Genomic DNA, 18,398 nt, shown 5'->3' with positions numbered 1-18,398 from the left:
CAATATTTGAAATATTGTTTCATCAAACCGTCACGGTGAAATAATTGTAAAGCTTCGGCAGATTTTTGAAAGCCAATTTCACCGTAATCGCAATAGCATCTCGCATCCCTTGTATGGAGAGCTCACTATGTGCGGCATTGTCGGCGCAGTTGCGCAAAGAAATATCACCCCGATCCTGGTCGAAGGCCTGAAGCGCCTCGAGTACCGCGGCTACGATTCCTGCGGCGTCGCCCTGCACATCGATGGCAAGCTGCAACGTTCGCGCTCGACCTCACGGGTGGCCGACCTCGAAAGCCAGATTCAGCAGGCCGAGCTGGCCGGCTTCACCGGCATCGCCCACACGCGCTGGGCCACGCACGGCGCCCCGGCCAACCACAATGCCCACCCGCACTTCTCGCCGAATAATGAAAATGCCCGCATCGGCCTGGTGCACAACGGCATCATCGAGAACCACGAGGAATTGCGCGCCGAACTGCGTGCGGCCGGCTACGAGTTCGCCAGCCAGACCGACACCGAAGTCATCGCCCACCTCGTCAACCACATGTACAACGGCGACCTGTTCGATACCGTGCAGCAGGCCGTCAAGCGCCTGCAGGGCGCCTATGCGATCGCCGTGTTCTGCCGCGACGAGCCGCACCGCGTGGTGGCCGCGCGCCAGGGCTCGCCGCTGGTGGTGGGCATCGGCAAGGGCGAGAATTTCGTCGCCTCCGACGCCATGGCCCTGGCCGGCACGACCGATCAGATCATCTACCTCGAAGAAGGCGATGTGGTCGATGTCCAGCTGCAGCGCGTGTGGGTGGTCGACGTGCATGGCAAGCCGGTCACGCGCGAGGTGAAGACCGTGCCGGCCTTCACTGGCGCGGCCGAGCTTGGCCCCTACCGCCACTACATGCAGAAGGAAATCTTCGAGCAGCCGCGCGTCGTCGGCGACACGCTCGAAGGCGTGGAAGGCATCATGCCCGAGCTGTTTGGCGACGGCGCCTACCAGGTGTTCAAGGACATCGACCGCGTGCTGATCCTGGCCTGCGGCACCAGCTACTATGCCGGCCTGACCGCCAAGTACTGGATCGAAGCCCTGGCCAAGCTGCCCGTCAATGTCGAGATCGCCAGCGAATACCGCTACCGCGACTCGGTGCCCCATCCCAAGACCCTGGTCGTGACGATCTCGCAGTCGGGCGAAACGGCCGACACCCTGGCCGCGCTCAAGCACGCGCGCAGCCTCGGCATGCCGCATACCCTGACCATCTGCAATGTGGCCACCTCGGCCATGGTGCGCGAGTGCAAGCTCGCCTACATCACGCGCGCCGGCGTCGAAGTCGGCGTGGCCTCGACCAAGGCCTTCACGACCCAGCTGGCCGCCCTCTTCCTGCTGACCCTGGCGCTGGCCCAGGTGAACGGCCGCCTGAGCGAGGCCGATGAGGCCGCCTATCTCAAGCAGATGCGCCATCTGCCCGTGGCCCTGTCCTCGGTGCTGGCGCTCGAGCCGCAGATCATGGCCTGGGCCGAAGAATTCTCACGCAAGGAGAACGCCCTCTTCCTCGGCCGCGGCATGCACTACCCGATCGCGCTCGAAGGCGCGCTGAAGCTGAAGGAAATCTCCTACATCCACGCCGAGGCCTATCCCGCCGGCGAACTCAAGCATGGCCCCCTGGCCCTGGTCACTTCCGAAATGCCAGTCGTCACCATCGCGCCGAATGACGCCCTGCTCGAGAAGCTCAAATCGAATATGCAGGAAGTGCGTGCGCGCGGCGGCCAGCTGTATGTGATCGCCGACATGGACAGCCGCATCCAGTCGGAAGAAGGCCTGCACGTGATCGTGCTGCCCGAGCACTACGGCATGCTCTCCCCCATCCTGCACGTGGCCGCCCTGCAATTGCTGGCCTATCACGCCGCCCTCGCGCGCGGCACCGACGTCGACAAGCCGCGCAATCTGGCCAAGTCGGTGACGGTGGAGTAATTTACGAATGCACTTGCCGCTTATTGCCGGCAAGTGCAAAGTGACCGACACCGTTTTCGAGCCAGTGTTGACTCAGTTGGCGGGCTCACTGACGTTGAGCCTGATGGACGCTGTGTCATCGACTGGGTAGCCGATCTGGTCCATAAAGCTTTTGACATTGTCTTCGGGGTTGTAGGGAAAGCTGATCACGCGATCGAACACTTTCTCTAACAGCTGTTCTTTTCCGGCGTAATCGAAAAGCCAGGAATCAGATGCCAGATACCGGTAGGAATCCGTATCTTCGCTCGGCGTGAGGCCAAGTTTGGTTAAGTGCTGGGCGTAAGATCTTTTGTATGACGCAAGCTCGCGAAAGCAGCATACGCATTCAATCTCGGACGAATACGGGCTGAACAAATCCCGGAGGCGCTTGTATTCTTCGGTCGAATTCAGCAAATACAGTCCTTCATTCGACCAAATCACATCTTTGCATCCCAGGCTCTCCGCCTGCATGTAGTGTCTGTGAATATCCGCCAAGATTTGCGCACGCAGGCCTTGAAAAAACTCCTTGGGCATCGTTTTTGACAAATGCTCTTTCATCGGGGAGTAGCGGTTTTCATTCAAGGCATAGACATTGAGAATGTAATGAGAAGGGTCGTAATGCCCAGCAATTGATTCCGGCACATATAAGCCAGCGCTGGCGAGCTTCGCTTTGTTGTGCTGTAAGAAATGCTGAATCGAGGTCGTGCCTGTTTTGTGTTGACCGATATGAATGATTGTCCGCACCAGCGTGTTCTCCCGATAAATGGACGCAGGCACCCGTGCTGCCGCGCAAAAGCGGGTGCGTCCTTTTGCCTAGTATCGCCGACGCTGACTACGCTGTGTAAGGCAAATAGCTGATGCCCTTGCCGATCAGGCTGGCGAGGCCGACCGCGTGGTCGAGCCCGCCTTGGTCGAGTGGGGGGCGTATCCATCGTCGAGTTGGCGTGATTGTAGATGGACACTTGCCCTGCAAAACGCGCTAGCGCTCACGCCCTGACCCATCTGTGGCAGAGTAGCGGTATGCCTACCTTCACCTTTACCCAAGTCGATGTCTTCACATCGCAAGCGCTGCTCGGCAATCCGGTGGCTGTCGTGCATGGGGCCGCCGGTCTCAGCACCGAACAGATGCAGACCTTCGCGCGCTGGACCAATCTGTCCGAAACGACTTTTCTGCTGCCGCCCACGCAGGCCGGGGCCGATTACCGTCTGCGCATCTTCACGCCCGGCGGCGAGCTGCCGTTTGCCGGGCATCCGACGCTCGGCAGTTGCCACGCCTGGCTGGAAGCGGGTGGCCAGCCCGCCGATCCGCAACGCATCGTGCAGGAGTGCGAGGTCGGTCTGGTGCCGATCCGGCGCGATGCGGGCCGTCTGGCCTTTGGCGCGCCGCCGCTGCGCCGCTCGGGGCCGCTGAGCGCGCCGCTGCTGGTCGACATCGCCGACGGCCTCGGCATCGCGCCGGACGCCATCCGCGGCCATCAGTGGGTCGACAACGGTCCCGGCTGGTGCGCGGTGATGCTGGCCTCGGCGGAGGAAGTGCGCGCCCTGCAGCCGGACTTCGCCCGCCTGGCCCAGCTGCGTCTGGGCGTGGTCGGGCCGCAAGCGCCGGGCGCCGGGACGGACTTCGAAGTGCGCGCCTTCGTGGTGCCGCTCGGCGTGCCGGAAGACCCGGTCACGGGCAGCCTCAACGCCGGTCTGGCCCAGTGGCTGATCGGCGCGGGCCTGGCGCCGTCGCGCTATGTGGCGGCGCAGGGCAGCGCGCTCGGGCGCGCGGGGCGCGTCCATGTGGAGTGCGACGGCGCCGACATCTGGGTCGGTGGCGACACCGTCTCCTGCATTCGCGGTAGCCTGACGCTGTGACTCAGGGCACGCGCTTGTAGGCGCTGTAGCCGCCGCCCGGGCTCAGCTCGGGCACCAGCACCATGGCCGCGCCCGGCGCAAGGCTGACTTCGACCAGACCCGAGCGCATCGGCACTTTCTGCCCGCTCAGCTGGTCGACCAGGGCGAAGGTGTTCATCAGATTCGAATTGGCCACCATCACCGCTTCGGTCACGGTACTGTAGCCGGGATTGGCCAGCACCAGCACGGTGTCGCGCGTATGGTCGGTATAGCGTTCGAAGGCCAGCAGCTTGTCGCTGGTGGCGAGGCGGAAGTCGCCGACGCGCAGCGCGCGCAGGCGCTTGTGCATCTGGATCAGCTGGCGCGTCCATTGCAGGTGGATATTGTTCTCGCCGACCCAGTCCCAGCGCATCGGTCCGCGCTGCTCGGGGTCGACCAGGCCTTGCATGCCGAGCTCGCTGCCGTAGTAGAGATTCGGCGAACCGGGCAGCGTGAACTGCAGCACCTGGGCCAGGCGGCGCTGGCGCTCGTCGGTCAGGGCCGTGTGCAGGCGCGCGGTGTCGTGGTTGTCGAGGAAGATCCAGGACTTCAGCAGGTTCTCGACGCCGGCCTCGTTGACCATCCGTTCGATCATGCGCGCGGCCAGGGCGGCCTCCATGCGCCGCTCGGCCGTGCGCAGAATGATCTCGCGCAGCGTGAAGTTCATCACGCCGTCGACGGCCGGGAACCAGTCGCGCGGGTAGTTGGCGATTTCGCCGACGATCAGGCTGCCGGGCTTGGTGTCATGGGCTGCCTTGCTCAGTTCGCTCAGGAACTGGTAGCCGATGTCCACCGCCACGTCCAGGCGCCAGCCGTCGGCGCCGTCCTTCAGGTAACTGCGCACGACCGAATCGGGGGCGCCATACAGGTACTGGCGCACGGTCGGGAATTCGAGATTGAGCTCGGGCAGATTTTCAAACTGCCACCAGCTGCGCGCCCCGCCCGGATACTGCTCGCCAAACACGAACCAGTGGCGGTAGGGACTGTTCGGGTCCTTCAGGGCCTGCTGGAAGCGCGGCGCATTGCGGCCCATGTGGTTGAACACCCCGTCGAGCACGAGCCGCATGCCGCGCCGGTGCAGGTCCTCGGCCAGGGCCTTGAGGTCGGCGCGGGTGCCGAACTCGGGCGATATCTGCTGGTAATCGAGGGCGTCGTATTTGTGGTTGGTCCAGGCCAGGTGGACCGGATTCAGATACAGCACGTCGGCGCCCAGGTCCTGCACATAGTCGAGCCGGCTGCGGATGCTGGGCAGGTCGCCGCCCCAGAATTCGAGTTCATGGCTGTCGACCTTCAGCACCGGGTCGTAGCTGCCGCGCTTGGGGCTGTCCTCCCAGCTGCGCAGGATCTTGGGGGCCGGATACAGGGCCTTTTTGGCAGCCAGATTCGCGGCCGGCGCGAAGCGGTCGGGCAGCACCTGGTAGACGACGGCGCCGTTGCGCCAGTCCTGTTCGCGTTTGGCATAATCGGCCGCCAGCGCAGGCAGGGCCGCGCACAGCAGGGCCAGCAGGGGCAGCATCGCTCGCTTGCTCATCTCTCCTCCGGGTTAAAACCTTACTTGTGACCAAGTGTTGTTAATTTTCATGCTCCTGTCATAATGGACCGGTAGACTCGCATGTCCCGCAGCCTGTCCTATAGCAAACACATGAATTCCAAGTCCAGCGACGGCCGCATTCTGATGACTGGCGCCTCCCGCGGCGGCTCTTACCTGAACCGCGAGCTGTCCTTGCTCGATTTTAACCGCCGTGTGCTGGCCATGGCGGAAGACCACAGCATTCCGCTGCTCGAGCGCCTGCGCTACTTGTGCATCGTGTCCAGCAACCTCGACGAATTCTTCGAGGTGCGTCTGGCCAGTCTGCTGGCCCAGCACCGCATCGGGGGCAGCGAGACGGCGCTGCCGGCGGCGCTGGCGGCAACCATGAATCTGGCGGCCCAGCATGCGCATGCGATCGTGGCGCGCCAGTACGAGCTGCTCAACACCGAAATCCTGCCCCAGCTGTCGCGCCACGGCATCCACCTGCTGCGCCATTCGGAGCGCACGCCCGAACAGCGCGCCTGGGTCAAGGCCTACTTCGAAACCAAGGTGCGCCCGCTGCTGACGCCGATCGGTCTCGATCCGGCCCACCCGTTTCCCCAGGTGGTCAACAAGAGCCTGAACTTCATCATCGAGCTGTCGGGCAAGGACGCGTTCGGGCGCGACAGCGGCATCGCCATCCTGCGCGCGCCGCGCGTGCTGCCGCGCGTGATCCGCCTGCCCGAGGAAGTGACCCAGAAAGGCGTCGCCTATTGCCTGCTGTCGTCGATCATCCATTCGCATATCGAGGACCTATTCCCCGGGCGCGAGGTGATCTCGTATTCGCAGTTCCGCGTCACCCGCAACAGCGATCTGTGGGTCGACGAGGAAGAGGTCAAGAACCTGCGCCAGGCCCTGCAGGGCGAGCTGCATTCGCGCCAGTTCGGCTTTGCCGTGCGGCTCGAAGTCGCGCGCTCCTGCCCCAAGCACCTGTCGCGCTTCCTGCTCGAACAGTTCTCGATCGACCCCGACCACCTGTACGAGGTCGACGGCCCGGTCAACATGGTGCGCCTGAACCAGCTGGTCTCCGATGTGAAGCGGCCCGAGCTGTTTTTCCCCGGCTTCATGCCCGGCATGCCGGCCGCCATGGTCAACAGCGACATCTTCGCCACCTTGCAGCACCAGGACGTGCTGCTCTACCACCCCTACCAGAGCTTCGAGCCGGTCATCGACTTCCTGCGCGAAGCGGCCGAGGACCCGGACGTGGTGGCCATCAAGCAGACCATCTACCGCACCGGCATCAACTCGACCCTGATGGAGTCGCTGATCCTGGCGGCCCAGCGCGGCAAGGAAGTGACGGTCGTGCTCGAACTGATGGCGCGCTTTGACGAGGAAACCAATATCAACTGGGCCGAGCGGCTGGAACGCGCCGGCGCCCAGGTCGTGTACGGCGTGGTCGGCCTGAAGACCCATGCCAAGCTGGCCCTGGTGCTGCGCCGCGAGCATGGCGAGCTGCGCTACTACGCCCACCTCGGCACCGGCAACTACCATCCGAGCACGTCCAAGCTGTACACGGACTTCGGCTTGCTGACGGCCAATCCGGCCCTGACCTCGGACGTCAACGAAGTCTTCCTGCACCTGACCAGTCTGGCCAAGCCGCGCGAGCTGCAGCAGCTGTGGCTGGCGCCGTTCACGATGCACAAGGCCATGCTGCGCGCGATCCGCAACGAGGCGGCGATTGCGCGCCAGGGGCGGCCGGGGCGCATCATCGCCAAGATGAATTCGCTGACCGACGAAACCATCATCCGCGCCCTGTACGCGGCTTCCCAGGCCGGGGTGAAGATCGATCTGATCGTACGCGGCGCCTGCGCCCTGCATCCGGGCGTCAAGGGCCAGTCGGAGAACATCACGGTGCGCTCGGTGATCGGGCGCTTCCTCGAGCACAGCCGCATCTACTATTTCCGCAACGACCTCGAGCACGACGTCTACCTGGCCAGTGCCGACTGGATGAACCGCAATCTGTTCCGCCGCATCGAGGTGGCCTTCCCCGTGCTCGACAAGACTCTGAAGAAGCGCGTGATCCAGGAGGGCCTGAACCCCTACCTGAAGGACAATGTCAACGCCTGGGAGCTGGGCGCCGACGGCGTCTACCGCAAGCGCAAGCCGCGCGGCAAGCAGGCGCATTTCTGCGCCCAGCAGTTCCTGGCGCGCACCCTCGGCCTGCCGGCCGCTACTTGAACTTCAGCTGCATGCTGAGGCCGACCTCGCGCCACCATTCGCGTTCCTTCTCGAGCATGTAGCTGAGGGTCGGGTGGCGCTGGCGCCATTCGGCGTCGAGCTCGAGTTCGATCTGCTTTTTGATGCGCAGGCTGGCTGTGCCGATGTCGGCATCGGCGCTGCCGTGCATGAACAGGGTGGCCAGGCGCAGGGCCAGCAGGGCGCGCACCAGTTCGGCGTCGCCGAGGTCTTCCCCGAGCTTGCGCAGATTGCCCTTGTGGCCGAGCACCATGCTGGCGATCAGTTTCTGCTCGGTGCGCGTGAAACCGGGCAGGTCGGCGTGTTCGACGATGTAGGCGCCGTGCTTGTGGAACTGGGTGTGCGAGATGGTCTGGCCGATCTCGTGCAGCAGGGCGCTCCAGTGCAGGTAGTTGCCGTACTGGCTGTCGGCATCGGCCAGCTGGCCGTACAGCAGGCCGGCCATGCGCGCCACCCGCCGTGCGCGCGCGCCGTCGACGCCGAAGCGGCGCATGAATTCCTGCACCGATTCCTCGCGCCGGTCGTGGCGCGTGGCGCGCAGCTGCAGGTCGTGCAGCACGCCCATGCGCAGGCCGGCATTGATGGCCTCCAGGCCCGGCACCTGCAGTTCCTCCATCACCCCGAGCAGCACCGCCAGACCGCCGACCAGGGCCACCACGCGCTCCGGCTTGAGGCCCGGCAGGTTGACGCGCTCGACATGGCCGCAGGCGATCAGGCGGGTCTTCAGGGCCAGCAGATTTTTGTACGACAAAGTGCCGTCGCCGATGCCGCTCTTGGCGATCGTATTGGCCATGGCGCGCATCGTGCCCGAGGTGCCGTAGGCGCGGTCCCAGTGCTGCGGGCGGTAGAGCGGGGCCGCATCCTCGAAGAAGGAACGCGCCGCCAGCACGGCGCCGTCGAAGGCGTCGGCCGTGATGCGCCCGTCGGCGAAGAAGCGGCTGGCCTGGGGCTGGGTGCCGATGCTGAAGGATTCGACCTGGTGGATGCGGCTGCCGTGGCCGAGCACCACTTCGGTCGAACCGCCGCCGATGTCGACCACCAGGCAGCGCTCGTTGTCGTGCTCGAAGGTGGTGGCCACGCCCATGTAGATCAGGCGGCCTTCTTCCTCACCCGAAATGATTTCGATCGGCTGGCCGATGGCCTGCTCGGCCAGCGGCAGGAAGGCGCCCGCATTGCGCGCCGACCGCAGCGCGCTGGTGGCCACCACGCGCACGGCCGACAGCGGATACTCGGCCAGCAGGCTGCGGAAATTGGCCAGGCAGGCCAGGGCCGTGCTCATCGCCTGTTCGGTCAGCAGCAGTTCGCGCGTCAGCCCGGCCGCCAGGCGCACCGGCTCGCGCGCCGTGCGCACGATGCGCATGCCATTGCCCTCGGGCTGGCCAATGTGGAGACGAAAACTATTGGACCCGAGGTCGACCGCCGCAAACATGCTGTGTCCTTCTGCTGGAACGCGAAAACCACACTCTAGCACGCGCGCCGGCCGAAAAAAAAACGGGCGCCGCAGCGCCCGTTGTTGCAGCTCGTGAGAACTTAGAACTTGTAGTTCAGACGGCCGTACACGAAGCGGCCCGAACGGCCGAACGGCGAGTAGTTCGAATACGAGGTGTTGCCGGTCGTATTCAGGTTGGGCGGCAGCGGATCCGGGTAGTTGTCGAACACGTTGTCGGCGCCGACGGCCAGGCTCAGGGCCTTGCTGAAGCTGTAGCGGCCTTCGACGTCGAACACCCACTTCGGCGTCAGGATGAAGTCGGCGGCAGCCGTGGTGCCCGGCGACAGCACTTCGCCGTAGCGGGTGGCACGGCCGGTGGCGCCCCAGTTGCCTTCTTTCCAGGTCGTCGTGAACACATACTTGCTCTTCGGCGAACCGCGCTCGAAGGTCAGCACATTGTTACGGTCGAACAGGATCGGGGCCGGGCTCAGGGCCGACAGCTGCGAGGTCGACGGCACTTTGTCCACCGAGGTCTTCACATAGTTGGCGGCGGCGGTGAAGTCGAAGCGGCCGGCGCTGGTCTGCAGCGGCAGCGAGGCCACCACGTCCAGACCGCGGGTGCTGGTGTCGACGCCATTGATGAAGAAGCGGCCGCCACCGACGCCGATGAAGCCCTGGGCGGTCAGGAAGGCGCGCACGTTGGCCGCGGTCAGGTTCTCCGACAGCACGATGCGGTTCTTGATCTTGATGCGGTAGGCGTCGGCCGTCAGCGAGACGTCGCCGATGCGGGCCACGGCGCCGAACGACAGGTTGGTCGACTTCTCGGCTTCGAGCGGCTTGGCGCCGAGGGCGATCGCCGCCTTGTCCGACGGACGGAAGGTGGTGATCTCAAACGGCACGCCGTTGATGAAGTTGGTCGAGGTCGTGGTGAAGCCCTGTTGTTGCAGCGAGGGCGCGCGGAAGCCGTTCTGCACCGAGCCGCGCAGCGCGAATTCCTTGCTGAAGTCGTAGCGGCCGCCGAGCTTGCCGGCGACCGAATTGCCGAAGTCCGAGTAGTGCTCGGCGCGGATCGCGGCCGAACCCAGGAAGTTCTTGCTCAGGTTGGCTTCGAGGTCGACATAGGCGCCGATGGCCGAGCGCGAGATGTCGGTCACGTTTTCCGGACGGAAGCCCGGGAACACCTGGGCGCCCGAGGGGGCCGGGGTGCCGTTGGACAGCAGCACGCCGCCGTTGCGGTAGGAATCGGGCTCGCCGGCGAAGATCTCATAGCCTTCGCGACGGGCTTCGGCGCCCACGGCCACGTTCAGCGGCGAGGCCAGGCCGGCGTCGAACTGGCGCACACCGGACAGGTTGAAGGTCAGCTGGTCGTAGGCGAAGCCGCCGGCGTCGAACTGGGTCTTGGAGCTCGGGCCGATCGAACGGTTGAGCGTGTTCAGGATCGTGTAGGACATCTTGTTCTTGCCGTAGCCGACAGACGCGTCCATGTCCCAGGCGCCCGCGGTCCAGCTGTAGCCGGCGTGGGCCGAGTAGTCGTCCACGGTCGGGTTGATCAGGGGCAGGTAGCCGTCCGGGTAGATCGAGATGATGTTCTGATCCTGCAGGGCGCGGCGGAAGAATCCGGCGCTGGTGGCGTCGCGGCGCTGGTAGCTGGCCCAGCCGTAGAACTTGGCGCCGCCGGCCAGATTCATGCCGGCATTGGCGAACACCGTGCTCTGCTTCATTTCCGGCTCGCCGTACCAGGCGTTCCAGCGGTTGATCGTCAGTTCGCGCGGGTCATACGCGGTGCCGACCTTCGGATACTGCTGACGCATGTCGTAGCCGCTGCGCTCGGTGTGGGACTGGTCCTTGTACTCGGCGGCCACGGTCAGATAGCCGTCGGCGCCCAGTTCAAAGCCCTTCCACAGGCTGAAGGTGCCGGTCTGGCCGTCGGTCACGCGGCGCGAGTTCGGACCCGGATTCCAGGTCTTGTCGGCCGGGCCGGTGTCCGAAATGATGTTGTATTCGGTCGGGCGCAGGCCATAGGTGAGGGTGGCTTCGCCGCCGCTCTTGTCCTGGCGCAGGCGCACATTGACCACGCCGGCGATCGCGTCCGAGCCGTATTGGGCCGAGGCGCCGCTGCGCAGCACTTCGATCGATTTCACGATGCCCGAGGGGATGCTGTTCATGTCGACGGCGGCCGAGCCACGGCCGATCGAGCCGTTGACGTTGACCAGCGAGGCGGCATGACGGCGCTTGGAGTTGACCAGCACCAGGGTCTGGTCCGGGGCCAGGCCGGCCAGGGTGGCCGGGCGCACGGTGTCGGTGCCGTCGGTCAGGCCGGGACGCGGGAAGTTGAGCGAGGGCAGAGCCACGGCCAGGGCCTGGTTGATCTCGGTGGTGCCGACGTTCTTCAGGCTTTCCTGGGAAATGATGTCGACCGGGGAGGCGGTGTCGAGGGCGGTGCGGTTGGCCACGCGGGTGCCGGTCACCACGACGGTCGCTTTGCTGTCGTCATCGGCCGGGGCGGTCTGGGCATTGGCCAGACCGCTCGCGAACAGGGTGGCAATGGTCAGGGCCAACAACTGGGGTTTGGGGGCTTGCTTCATGGTTTCCCTTCGTGTTGTCGAGAGTGTGAATAATGCTTTGAGCATCTTTCATACTCGACTGACAAGAGCGCCATGTCAATTTTTAGAAGGAAAAGTGGCGCAGGGAAACAACAGGTTTGTATAGACAAATGCTGCGCCGCCACATCGCAGGGCAATCTGCACCGCCATGGTGCAAGGATTGCACCATGGCGCGCACTCGTTTGGTGCGTTGAGAGAGGAAGTACTTACTTGAGACGGCGCACCGCGGCGGGGCGTGCCGTGTTGGCGACCCCGGCCAGGCGGAACAGTTCGACCGAGCGCATCAGGGCCTGGGCTTCCTTGTCGAGGCTGGCTGCTGCGGCGGCGGCCTCCTCCACCAGGGCCGCGTTCTGCTGGGTCACCTGGTCCATGTGGACGATGGCTTCGTTGACCTGGGCGATGCCGATGCTCTGTTCGCGCGAGGCGCGCGAGATGTCGCCCATGAAGGCGGCCACCTGCTGCACCTGCTGGACCACGCCTTCCATGGTGTCGCCGGCCTTGTGCACCTGGGCCTGGCCGGCGTCGACCAGCACGACCGAGGAGTCGATCAGGGACTTGATCTCCTTGGCGGCGGCGGCGGCGCGCTGAGCCAGATTGCGCACCTCGCCGGCGACCACGGCGAAACCGCGCCCCTGCTCGCCCGCGCGGGCGGCCTCGACGGCGGCATTCAGGGCCAGGATATTGGTCTGGAAGGAGATACCTTCGATGATCCCGGTAAATTCGGCGATCTTGCGCGCCGAAGTCGAGATTTCGTCCATCGTGTGCACGACTTCACGCATCAGCTGGCCGCCTTCGCGCGCGACATTCGCAGCCGATTCGGCCACTTCCGAGGCTTTCTCCGAACTTTCGGCGTTTTGCTCGACGGTCGACGAAAACTCCTCCATCGAGGAGGCGCTTTCCTCCAGGCTGGCGGCCTGGGCCTCGGTGCGCTTGGATAGGTCGAGGTTGCCGACGGCGATCTGGTGGGTGGCCGAGCCCATGCTCTGCACGTTCGTGCGCACGTCGCCGATGGTGGCGATCAGGTTGTTCTTCATCTGCTCGAGGGCGCGCATCAGCTGGCCCATCTCGTCCTGGCCGCGCGCCTGGAAATTGACGTCGAGGTCGCCCCCGGCGATCGTGCGCGCGCCATCGAGGGCCTGGCCGAGCGGCTTGAGCACGCCCGTATGCAAGCCGTACCAGAGCGCCACATTCATCAGGAAGCCGAGCAGGGCCACACCGAACATCGCATAGCGCACGGCCGGGGTGGCGGCGAACAGGCTGGCCACGCAGACCGTGATCAGGATGGTGTTGACGGCGCTGGTGACGAACCAGATGCGCATGGCCAGCGAGGCATTCAGGGCCTTGTCGATCAGGGCGCCCCAGCCCGGGTACACGAGCTTGCCATGGACGATGCGCGGCGCGCCCTTCTCGCGGTTATTGATCATGCGGTAGCCGCGCTCGGCCCGTTCGATCTCATCGCGCGTCGGGCGCAGGCGCACCGACAGGTAGCCGGTCACGCTGCCGTGCTCGCGCACCGGGGTGACGTTCGCCTTGACCCAATAGTATTTGCCGTCCTTGCAGCGGTTCTTGACCATCCCGGTCCAGCTTTTGCCGGCCTGAATCGTGGCCCACAGGTCGGCGAAGGCCTCGGGCGGCATGTCCGGGTGGCGGATGATGTTCTGCGGCTGACCCAGCAGTTCTTCCTCGCTGAAGCCGCTGACTTCGACGAATTGCGGGTTGACGTACTGGATATTGCCCTTGAGGTCGGTCTTGGAGACGATCGCATGGCCGGGCGCCACCTGGACTTCGACCGGTTGGACGGGGAGGTTTTTGCGCATGACGGACCTTTGGAAACTGGACGTTGAAGTTTATTTGGGGAAATGTGCCACGAATTTGACCAAAATCAAAATTTCCGTACATCAATATGTTAGCGGCCCGCTCCGCGCAAGCGCGTGAGCAGACTGACCGCGCCGAGCGCGATCGCCCCGGCCGCGATGCCGACGGCCGCATCGGCCAGCACGCCGGCCAGGCCCGCCAGTGCGCCGGCCTGGGCGGTCCAGCCGCTGAGCCAGTCGTGCAGCGCATGCCAGCCGTGGCTGAGGATGCCGCCGCCGACGGTGAACATCGCCGCCGTGCCGGCCACGGCCAGGATTTTCATCAGCTTGGGCGCGGCCGCCAGCAGCAGGCGGCCGGGGCCGGCCAGGGCGCCGCCGCGCCGGATCAGCACGCGGCCGGCGTCGTCCATTTTGACGATGGCCGCCACCACGCCGTACACGCCGACCGTCATCGCCAGGGCCACGGCCACCAGGGCCAGCACCTGGCGCTCGAACGGGGCGCCGGCCACGATGCCCAGCGCAATCACGATGATCTCGGCCGACAGCACGAAGTCGGTGCGGATGGCGCCGGCAATCTTGTCTTTTTCATAGGCGACCAGGTCGACCGCCTCGCGCAGGGCCTGGTCCTCGGCGGGCTCCTTGCCGTGCACCAGCTTTTCGACACCCTCAAAGCACAGGTAGACGCCGCCGACCATCAGCATCGGCGTGATGGCCCAGGGCGCAAACGCGCTGATCGCCAGCGCGCCCGGCACCAGGATCGCCTTGTTGCGCAGCGAGCCCTTGGCCACGGCCCAGACCACCGGCAGCTCGCGTTCGGCCGCCACCCCGGCCACCTGTTCGGCGTTCAGGGCCAGGTCGTCGCCGAGCACCCCGGCCGTCTTCTGCGCCGCCGCTTTCGACAGCAGGGCCACGTCGTCGAGCAGGGTCGCGATGTCGTCGATCAGGGCTAGCAGACTCGTCCCTGCCATGTTTGCCTCCTTTGCAATGTGGCGGACATCTTACCAAAGCCCTGCTCACCGGAAAATGGCCGTTTTTTGCATTCTGGCCCCCAAAATATGCATCTCGTCGCTTTTCGGGTGGGGGCCTGGCGGGGTTTCCGTATATTGCCTGACATGACATTTCCGCGCACAGGCAGCCGAAGTGTCTTTCCGAATCTTGTCGACAGTCAGCGGCTGCGGCCGCTTAGAGAGGTGAATAGCCATGAATCTGCAACCCGCCCAAACCGAAATCCTGAGCCAAGCCGCCACCCGCAGCAGCACCCTGCGCCAGCGTAAGCGCAAGACCCGCATCACCATCTACCTGGACGACGAAGTGATCGAGCGCTTCCGCGGCCTGGCGGCCCAGTGCGGCCAGGGCTACCAGACCCTGATCAACGCGGCCCTGCGCGGCAAGCTGAGCCCGGCCGGCGTGGCCGAACTGGCAGCCGAGTAAGTCTCTCCCCGGGCGGCCAGCAGGCCGCCCTCCTCCTTCGCGGCGCTCACGGACCCAGCCGGGTCCGGGGCGCCGTTTGTCTTTGGCGCGCCGCGCCGCCATGTGCAAGTCTTTGTAACGGCCGTTGTCCGGCCGGGCGCTCGCGCGTTGATAATGGTGTCAATCACATAAGACGGAGACATGATCATGCGAATCTTGCGCGCGCTTGCCGGGCTGGCCCTGCTGGCCCTGACGCAATGGGCCCTGGCCCAGGAGGCGCCGGCACGGGCCGGGCGCCTGTCCTTCGTGCAGGGCGATGTCAGCCTGAGCGCCGAGGTCGGCGTGGCCCCGGCCCCGGTCGCCCTGAACTGGCCGCTGACCAGCCAGAACCAGCTGGTCACGGGCCGCGACGGGCGCGCAGAAATCCGCATCGGCTCGACCGTGCTGCGCCTCGATGCCGACTCCGCCCTCGACCTGCGCGAGATCGGCGACGATACCCTGCTGCTGCGCCTGCATTACGGCAGCCTCAGCGTACGGGTGCGCAACCGCGACCTCGTGCGCGGCTTCGAGCTCAACACGCCGCAGGGCCGCATCCTGCTGAATGAACCGGGCCTGCTGCGCATCGACGCCGAAATGCAGCCCGATACCACCCTGGTGTCCGTGTTCGAAGGCAGCGCCCAGGTCGAAGCGGCCGGCAGCAGCCTGCAGCTGCGCCCCGGCCAGCGCGCCGATCTGCGCGAGGACGAACTGCGCAGTGGCCGCGCGGCGCGCACCGGCTTCGACGACTGGGCCGCCCTGCGCGACCAGCAGGACGCGCGCTACAGCAGCACCAGCGTGCGCTATGTCTCGAACGAAATGACGGGCTACGAGGATCTCGACCAGTACGGCAGCTGGACCGACAGCGCCGACTACGGCCGCGTGTGGGTGCCGCGCCAGGTGGCCGTCGACTGGGCGCCCTACCGCGACGGCCGCTGGGCCTGGGTCTCGCCCTGGGGCTGGACCTGGGTCGACAACGCGCCCTGGGGCTATGCGCCCTTCCACTACGGGCGCTGGGTGCAGATCGGCCCGCGCTGGTGCTGGGCGCCGGGCCCGCGCGTGCCCCGTCCGGTGTGGGCGCCGGCCCTGGTCGGCTGGATTGGCGAGCGCGGCTGGTCGGTCGGTTTCTCGGTCGGCACCGCGCCGGCGCTGGGCTGGTATCCGCTGCATCCGTTCGAGCCCTATCAGCCGGGCTACCGGGTGTCGCGCACCCATATCGATGTGATCAATGTCTGGGCCCGTCCCGGCTATGTGCCGCATGGCAGCCGCGGCGGTGTGACGGTGATCCCGCGCGAGCATTTCGACCGCCGCGGCGTGGTGCCGGTGTGGCAGCTGCCGCATGCCGAGCCGCGCAGCCTGCCGGCCTGGCGTCCGGCGCCGCCGCCCTCCGTGCCGAGCCTGCCCGTGGTACGCAATGATGGCCGCGACAACTGGCAGCGCCGTCCCGACTGGCGCGACGATCCGCGCAAGCGCCGCGATGCGGACCGCCGCGATGAGCGCGACGAGCGTTACGACCGCAACGAGCGCCGCGACCGCGATGAGCGCAGGGACCGCAACGATCGCAATGATCGCAACGATCGCAAAGACCGGAACGACCGGAACGACCGTCCGCAACCGCAGCCGCAAACGCAAACGCAACCGCAACCGCAACCGCAACCGCAACCGCAGCCGCAGCCGCAGCCGCAGCCGCAGCCGCAGCCGCAAACCCAGCCGCAGCCTGATCCGCGTCCGGTGACCGATATCCGCACCCATCGCGAGAGCGAGAGCCGCGGCGAGCGCGATGACCGTCGTCCGGCGCCAGGCATCAACAATCCGCCGGCCTGGGTGGTGCCGCGTGAGGAGCGCAATCTGCAGAACGATGTGCGGCGCGGCCATCCGCAGCCGCCCGCGCCGAGCGTGACGGCGCCGCCGAATGGCGCACCGGAAGCGCCGCGCGTGCGCCCGCAGCCGCCTGCTCCGCCGCGGGAAGAACGGCCGACGGCGCCGCCGCCGCGCAGCGAAGCGCCGCGCAACGAAGCCCCGCGCAATGAAGCGCGTCAGGAGGAAAATCGCGGCCGCAGCGCCGGCGCGCGCAACGAAGGCAAGGTGCCCACACAGGAGAAGTGAAGACATACAGACGATTGCATTCCAGTAGCGGAATTCGGTCGTCTGGTCGCGCTTTCGCGCAGTCTGTCGTAAACACCCTGCGCGCCGCGCCTGCCGCCCTTACAGTGAGGGCTCTCCACCGTCTTCAGCCAGCCCTTCGGGGTTGGCTGTCTTTTTTTCAGCGGTCGGTTTTCTGGCGGATCCGCTCGCGCCATTCGCCCAGCGCGGACAAGGCGCCGTGGAATTCCTTTTCGATCAGATCGGCTTCCTGCTGCGTGACCACGCCGTCGAGCAGGGCGTTCGATACGGCCTGGGCCACGGCGCCCACCTGGCTCATCACCCGGCACACGGTCTGCGACAGATCGTCCTCGCTGACCTCGTCCGGTGAGGGCACGACGAAGGCCGCCATGCCATGCCGCACCAGCAGCGCGTGCAGCGGCAGATGGGCATCCGGCACACCGGCCCGATGGCACAGCTCGATGATCGTGCTGACTTCTTCGAACGAGGGATAGTGCGACGCGATCGTCGGCGCCAGCTTATTGCGCAGCACGTTCACGGAAATCTGCATTGCCTGGGCTAGGGCTTCGAGCCCGCCCGGATAGCCGCGCGCCACTTTGTAGAGCGCGTCGTGCTGGTTCATGTCGAGGTAGCGGCGTGTCACGGTGATGGTGTCTGTTTTTTACCGATGCAGTGCACAAAGCGCACGGCTAATCTGCTGTTCGTCAACGACCCTGTGACCACAAACATGAACACGATACTGCGCTCCGTTGTGACCCTGGCCCTGGTGCTGCCGCTGGCCTTCGCGCAAGCGCGACCGGGCAGCACAGGCAGCTTCAAGGGCGGATTTTCCTCGCAAAAGGCCAGCCCCACAAGCATTAAACCGCAGGGCAGCCGGATGGGAGGCTTCGGCGCGGCCAAAGCGCCCGCCGACAGCCCGCGCCAATCGGCCATGACGCGCGACCTCGACCAGAAAGCGGCGCAGCAGCGCGCGCTCGGCACGCTCGATGCGCGCCGCGCCGCCGCCAACCCGCTGCCGCCGGCCGCGCCGAGCACGCCGGCTCCGGCGCCGCAGCGCCCGCCCGTCATCGTGCATGAGACGCGCGGCGGCAGCGGCTGGGGCGGCGCCCTGTTTGGCTTCATGCTCGGCAGCGCCTTGTCCAGCCATGCGACCGCCGCGCCGCAAGTGGTGCATGAAAACACCAGCGGCATGATCACGCCCGCAGCGGTGCCGGCTTCGGCCGCCGCCGTGCCGGCCCCCGTTCCCGCCCCCGCCCCCGCGCCTGGCAGCGTGCTGCTGCCGCTGCTGCTCTGGGGCCTGCTGCTGGCCGCGGTGGCGGCCGTCGTTCTGAAGTACCGCCGCATGAAGGCGGCCCGTGTTTCGCATTACAGCCTGGAAGGAAATTGA

13 protein-coding genes are annotated in these 18,398 nt (G+C 65.9%); 6 read left to right on the top strand and 7 right to left on the bottom strand.

Translation table 11 applies throughout. From position 1 onward, the window contains the following. The first annotated feature begins 127 nt into the window (after positions 1-127). Complete coding sequence (glmS, locus tag LZ005_RS12775) at positions 128-1,957, top strand: glutamine--fructose-6-phosphate transaminase (isomerizing) (RefSeq protein WP_237808455.1); 1,830 nt, start codon at positions 128-130, stop codon at positions 1,955-1,957. Between the two features lie 72 nt (positions 1,958-2,029). Here the strand turns inward: glmS and LZ005_RS12770 are convergent, their stop codons facing one another. Then, positions 2,030-2,752 (bottom strand): hypothetical protein, encoded by a 723-nt coding sequence (locus tag LZ005_RS12770; RefSeq protein WP_237808454.1) that lies wholly within the window; start codon positions 2,750-2,752, stop codon positions 2,030-2,032. Between the two features lie 243 nt (positions 2,753-2,995). Between LZ005_RS12770 and LZ005_RS12765 the strand changes: the two genes are divergently transcribed. After that, the gene (locus LZ005_RS12765; RefSeq protein WP_237808453.1) at positions 2,996-3,832 is read left to right on the top strand and encodes a PhzF family phenazine biosynthesis protein; all 837 of its coding nucleotides are present in this window, start codon (positions 2,996-2,998) and stop codon (positions 3,830-3,832) included. A gap of 1 nt (position 3,833) precedes the next feature. Here the strand turns inward: LZ005_RS12765 and LZ005_RS12760 are convergent, their stop codons facing one another. Next, positions 3,834-5,381 (bottom strand): glycoside hydrolase family 13 protein, encoded by a 1,548-nt coding sequence (locus LZ005_RS12760; RefSeq protein ID WP_237808452.1) that lies wholly within the window; start codon positions 5,379-5,381, stop codon positions 3,834-3,836. A 111-nt stretch (positions 5,382-5,492) separates the two neighbouring features. Between LZ005_RS12760 and ppk1 the strand changes: the two genes are divergently transcribed. Then, complete coding sequence (gene ppk1 / locus LZ005_RS12755) at positions 5,493-7,598, top strand: polyphosphate kinase 1 (RefSeq protein ID WP_237808451.1); 2,106 nt, start codon at positions 5,493-5,495, stop codon at positions 7,596-7,598. On the opposite strand, the gene LZ005_RS12750 is transcribed toward ppk1, so the two are convergent. The 4 genes from LZ005_RS12750 to LZ005_RS12735 form a co-directional block, all read right to left on the bottom strand. Beyond that, the gene (locus LZ005_RS12750; RefSeq protein ID WP_237808450.1) at positions 7,591-9,045 is read right to left on the bottom strand and encodes a Ppx/GppA phosphatase family protein; all 1,455 of its coding nucleotides are present in this window, start codon (positions 9,043-9,045) and stop codon (positions 7,591-7,593) included. The two genes, ppk1 and LZ005_RS12750, sit on opposite strands and share 8 nt — an antisense overlap. 101 nt (positions 9,046-9,146) lie before the next feature. After that, positions 9,147-11,630, bottom strand: a complete 2,484-nt coding sequence (locus LZ005_RS12745) for a TonB-dependent siderophore receptor (protein ID WP_237808449.1) — start codon at positions 11,628-11,630, stop codon at positions 9,147-9,149. Between the two features lie 224 nt (positions 11,631-11,854). Continuing rightward, on the bottom strand, positions 11,855-13,465 hold the full coding sequence (locus LZ005_RS12740; protein ID WP_237808448.1) for a PAS domain-containing methyl-accepting chemotaxis protein: 1,611 nt from the start codon (positions 13,463-13,465) through the stop codon (positions 11,855-11,857). A gap of 89 nt (positions 13,466-13,554) precedes the next feature. After that, positions 13,555-14,430 carry a DUF808 domain-containing protein gene (locus LZ005_RS12735; protein WP_237808447.1) on the bottom strand — a complete coding sequence of 292 codons (876 nt, stop codon included), beginning with the start codon at positions 14,428-14,430 and terminating at the stop codon, positions 13,555-13,557. A gap of 232 nt (positions 14,431-14,662) precedes the next feature. Here LZ005_RS12735 and LZ005_RS12730 point away from each other — a divergent pair, with 232 nt between their 5' ends. Both LZ005_RS12730 and LZ005_RS12725 read left to right on the top strand, forming a co-directional pair. Beyond that, complete coding sequence (locus LZ005_RS12730; protein WP_237808446.1) at positions 14,663-14,893, top strand: BrnA antitoxin family protein; 231 nt, start codon at positions 14,663-14,665, stop codon at positions 14,891-14,893. Between the two features lie 186 nt (positions 14,894-15,079). Next, positions 15,080-17,014, top strand: coding sequence for a FecR family protein (locus LZ005_RS12725; protein ID WP_237808445.1), 1,935 nt, complete (start codon positions 15,080-15,082; stop codon positions 17,012-17,014). A 157-nt stretch (positions 17,015-17,171) separates the two neighbouring features. On the opposite strand, the gene LZ005_RS12720 is transcribed toward LZ005_RS12725, so the two are convergent. Further along, complete coding sequence (locus tag LZ005_RS12720; RefSeq protein WP_237808444.1) at positions 17,172-17,654, bottom strand: phage regulatory CII family protein; 483 nt, start codon at positions 17,652-17,654, stop codon at positions 17,172-17,174. A gap of 84 nt (positions 17,655-17,738) precedes the next feature. On the opposite strand from LZ005_RS12720, the gene LZ005_RS12715 reads away from it, so the two are divergent. After that, on the top strand, positions 17,739-18,398 hold the full coding sequence (locus LZ005_RS12715) for a hypothetical protein (RefSeq protein WP_237808443.1): 660 nt from the start codon (positions 17,739-17,741) through the stop codon (positions 18,396-18,398).

It is taken from the genome of Massilia sp. TS11 (assembly GCF_022012445.1).
GTDB lineage: Bacteria > Pseudomonadota > Gammaproteobacteria > Burkholderiales > Burkholderiaceae_D > Telluria.
This window is presented reverse-complemented; position numbering and strand designations above follow the sequence as displayed.

Coding starts and splice junctions, on each gene's coding strand:
- glmS (WP_237808455.1), top strand. CDS start 128: ATGTGCGGCATTGTCGGCGCAGTTGCGCAAAGAAATATCACCCCGATC.
- LZ005_RS12765 (WP_237808453.1), top strand. CDS start 2,996: ATGCCTACCTTCACCTTTACCCAAGTCGATGTCTTCACATCGCAAGCG.
- LZ005_RS12760 (WP_237808452.1), bottom strand. CDS start 5,381: ATGAGCAAGCGAGCGATGCTGCCCCTGCTGGCCCTGCTGTGCGCGGCC.
- ppk1 (WP_237808451.1), top strand. CDS start 5,493: ATGAATTCCAAGTCCAGCGACGGCCGCATTCTGATGACTGGCGCCTCC.
- LZ005_RS12750 (WP_237808450.1), bottom strand. CDS start 9,045: ATGTTTGCGGCGGTCGACCTCGGGTCCAATAGTTTTCGTCTCCACATT.
- LZ005_RS12745 (WP_237808449.1), bottom strand. CDS start 11,630: ATGAAGCAAGCCCCCAAACCCCAGTTGTTGGCCCTGACCATTGCCACC.
- LZ005_RS12740 (WP_237808448.1), bottom strand. CDS start 13,465: ATGCGCAAAAACCTCCCCGTCCAACCGGTCGAAGTCCAGGTGGCGCCC.
- LZ005_RS12735 (WP_237808447.1), bottom strand. CDS start 14,430: ATGGCAGGGACGAGTCTGCTAGCCCTGATCGACGACATCGCGACCCTG.
- LZ005_RS12730 (WP_237808446.1), top strand. CDS start 14,663: ATGAATCTGCAACCCGCCCAAACCGAAATCCTGAGCCAAGCCGCCACC.
- LZ005_RS12725 (WP_237808445.1), top strand. CDS start 15,080: ATGCGAATCTTGCGCGCGCTTGCCGGGCTGGCCCTGCTGGCCCTGACG.
- LZ005_RS12715 (WP_237808443.1), top strand. CDS start 17,739: ATGAACACGATACTGCGCTCCGTTGTGACCCTGGCCCTGGTGCTGCCG.